Raw genomic sequence first — 2,963 nt, 5'->3', positions numbered from 1 at the left:
CCCCTCCCCACCACCGACCCGGAACCCGAACTCGCCGCATTACCCCAGCCCGAACCGCACTGAACTCCGGTCATCAGCGGCTCTTGGACGCCCATCACCCGGGCGACGTCGGCCGGCGGCAGCTTGCACAGGTGCCGCAGCACGACGGTGCAACCGGAACACAGGAATCCACTGGAGACCCCGGGGCATAGAGGATGCTGGCCGCGGCAGCGGCCAGCAGATGGTGCGGGCGCTCCCACTCCGCGAATCCCGCGCGCCCGCGTTCGTCGCCGGCCAGATCCTCGGGTCTGGCGGCCTACCGCGTGTCGAACCGGGCGTCATCCAGAACAAAGCGGAGGCGGTGCGCCGCGACGCGGCGGTGCTGCTGGATGCCTACCGAACCGAGGCCTGGGTACCGGACCCGGCCGAACGCGACCTTGCCCCTCGCCCGGGGCCGCTGAGACACGTACTTCCTGCGCGCCGCCCTGCGGGAGGCGGCCCCCGGCGTGCGGGCCAGGCGGCTGATCGTCGTCCTGGCGCCGGCCGCCGACATCGTGGACCAGGACCCGGGCGGCGAGGACGTCGTGCTGCAGCTGCGGGTCCTGGTCGACACCCTCACCACCTGGCCCTGGCTCCGGCCGGCCCTCGCGGCGCAGCGCTGCAGGGTGCTGCTGCTCGGGGTGGCCGGTCAGCCGAGCCAGACGACGGAGACCACGTAAAGGCGCCCCTGGGCACGGTTGATCCAGTACACGGCGGTCAGCTGTCCGACCGCGGCCGCGCGGACGTCCTCGCCCTCGATGTCGCCGGCATCCAGCGGAGGCCAGGTCCACGGGTCGCGGCCGGCGATGTCCAGCACGTCGCGCAGCGTCTCCACCGGCGGGAGGTTCCTGGCCAAGGCCGTCGGGGCCGACTGCGCTTCGTCCGGTCTCGTGCTCGTGGATCCTGCTTGGTGTTCCAGCGGCGGGTCTGTTCAGCGACTGGTGTAACTGGGTTTGTGTGGGTTAGCGGCGGCCGATGGAGAGTCGGCCGTCGAAGGCGATGTCGAAGGCCTGGAGTGCGGGCTTCCATCGCATGGTCCAGCGTTTGCGGCCGGCGCCTGTGGGGTCCAGGCTCATGACGGCCACGTAGACGCACTTCAGCGCGGCGGCCTCGTTGGGGAAGTGTCCGCGGGCGCGGACGGCCTTGCGTATGCGGGCGTTGACCGACTCGATCGCGTTGGTGGTGCAGACGACCCGGCGGATCTCGGCGTCGACGGAGATGACGACCAGGGCGCGGTCCAGGGCGTGGATCTCGGCTTCGCTGGTGAGGTTCTCAAAGCTGCTTGGCGGCGGAGTCGGAGAATGCGACCTGGGCGCGCCGGGGGCCGTGCTGTGGAGCCATCAGGCGACAGCCGGGCGCTGGGCGGCCAGGCGGGCGAGGTGGGCCTCGCGCAGGTCCTCCCACGGGGTGCAGTCCTCCACCGAGGGCAGGCCGTTGGTGGCGATGTCCTCCAGAACAGCGGCGAGGCGGTCGGCGCCGGCACGGGTCTTGGCCGCGAAGGCGCGGATGGCGTCGGCAGCCGCGGGCTCGAGCTGCTGCCGGGCGGTGGTGTCGGCGGGAGCCGGCTGTTCGCTCATCGGGCGCTCCTGGGCTCGTTCGGCGGGTGTCACCACGGTATCGCCGGGGCGGGCCGGCCGACCCGGGTACGGACGAACCGGGCCCCGCCGCCGCCGCTGGTGTCGGTGTCGACACCGGTGGCGGGGCGGCTGTGCGCGCGGTTCAGGATGCCGGGGTGCCGGTGGCGGTGCAGTTGGTGGGGTACCAGGCGTTGCCCGGATCGAGGCTGACGAGGGACTGACAGGTAACGGTGGCGTCGGTGTAGTACAGGACCGGGATGCCGAACCACATGCCCGGGGCGAAATAGAAGATGTAGTAGGTGTCGACGTGGAAGACGTAGGGACCACCGGTGTCGGCGTAGCTGTCGCAGCCGGTGATCGTGTGGGCGTAGCTGCCGCTGTTGTCATTGGCGCAGTGGAGGGGGCCTGTGGCCGCGGCGGCCGGTGTTGTGGCGGCCGCGATGCCGCCGACGGCGAGGGCTGCGGAGGCTGCCGCGGTGGCGAGGGTGCGTGCGGACCGTAATCGCATCAGGGCTCCTTTGGTTGGGGAGCCGACGCTACGCGGGGGGATCAGGTCGCGGACATCCGGTGATCGCCGTAGAGGGTCGCACGTGGAGCCGGGGTGCACGCGGGGGGCGCACGCCTACGGCCTGGGTATCACATACCGAAAAACGACTCCGAGTTCACCACAGCGGACCAGGACCAGGCCGGCCGCTTCGCGGGCGAACCGTCGCTGGTGGCTGGCGCCCGGCGCCCAGCGGAGGCAGTCCCGGGCGTGGGCCAGCGGCTCGACCAGGCGCCTTGGCGCTGCCTGCGGCGTCAGTCCCAAGCGTCTGACCTGCTCGATCCCCAGGGCGCCGAGCGCCTTCGCCTCGTGTGGGTCAACAGGGCTCGCCGGTCGTAGCAGGCGAGATCGAGCGGCCATATCCAGTCCGCGGCGTCACCGCTGTCCGCGGAAGTCGCCGGATTCGCCGTCAACGGTCCACCCCGCCCGGATGCCCGGCGCGGGTGGGCATGTCCATGCGCCAGGAGTGGATCTGCTGCATGCCGCGGTTCAGCTTCTCCGCGAGGTCCCGTCCGGACAGGTGGATGTAGGTCATGGTCGAATCGGTGTGACGGTGTCCGGCGAAGGTCGCGATGGCATGCAGTTCCCAGCCCATTCTGGCCAGGTCGGTCAGGCAAAGGTGGCGGGTGGTGTGGGTCGAGAAGCGCGGCAGGTCCGCGGCCAGGGCGACGCGGCGGAACACCTTCGACCAGGTCCACAGGCTCAGCGGCCGACCGTGGTTGCGACGCGACTCCGACAGGAGCGGCCTGCCGGCTGGACGCCGTGCACCGCGGGTCGGACGGCAGCCCGGCGGAGGGGGCCGGTCCGGGTGCGCGCCGGGGGGC

Annotated in this window: 5 protein-coding genes and 1 pseudogene; 1 reads left to right on the top strand and 5 read right to left on the bottom strand. The window is 71.8% G+C overall.

What is annotated here, in order from left to right; translation table 11 throughout:
• Nucleotides 1-485: 485 nt before the first annotated feature.
• Nucleotides 486-698, top strand: coding sequence for a hypothetical protein (locus tag V7E46_RS33210; protein WP_333771878.1), 213 nt, complete (start codon nt 486-488; stop codon nt 696-698).
• Here V7E46_RS33210 and V7E46_RS33205 read toward each other — a convergent pair.
• From V7E46_RS33205 to V7E46_RS33185, 5 genes and pseudogenes are all read right to left on the bottom strand, one after another.
• Nucleotides 668-853 (bottom strand): hypothetical protein, encoded by a 186-nt coding sequence (locus tag V7E46_RS33205; RefSeq protein ID WP_333771877.1) that lies wholly within the window; start codon nt 851-853, stop codon nt 668-670. The genes V7E46_RS33210 and V7E46_RS33205 overlap by 31 nt on opposite strands.
• A gap of 127 nt (nt 854-980) precedes the next feature.
• Nucleotides 981-1,229: pseudogene (locus V7E46_RS33200) on the bottom strand (transposase); the annotation flags it as partial.
• 129 nt (nt 1,230-1,358) lie between these two features.
• Nucleotides 1,359-1,595: a hypothetical protein gene (locus V7E46_RS33195; protein WP_333771876.1), complete on the bottom strand. Its 237-nt coding sequence runs from the start codon at nt 1,593-1,595 to the stop codon at nt 1,359-1,361.
• Nucleotides 1,596-1,737: 142 nt separating this feature from the next.
• Nucleotides 1,738-2,103 (bottom strand): hypothetical protein, encoded by a 366-nt coding sequence (locus V7E46_RS33190; RefSeq protein ID WP_333771875.1) that lies wholly within the window; start codon nt 2,101-2,103, stop codon nt 1,738-1,740.
• A 445-nt stretch (nt 2,104-2,548) separates the two neighbouring features.
• Nucleotides 2,549-2,845, bottom strand: a complete 297-nt coding sequence (locus V7E46_RS33185) for a tyrosine-type recombinase/integrase (protein WP_443054427.1) — start codon at nt 2,843-2,845, stop codon at nt 2,549-2,551.
• Nucleotides 2,846-2,963: the final 118 nt, after the last annotated feature.

This window comes from Streptomyces sp. IBSBF 2435 (assembly GCF_036815005.1).
In the GTDB taxonomy this organism is placed as follows: domain Bacteria; phylum Actinomycetota; class Actinomycetes; order Streptomycetales; family Streptomycetaceae; genus Actinacidiphila.
This window is presented reverse-complemented; position numbering and strand designations above follow the sequence as displayed.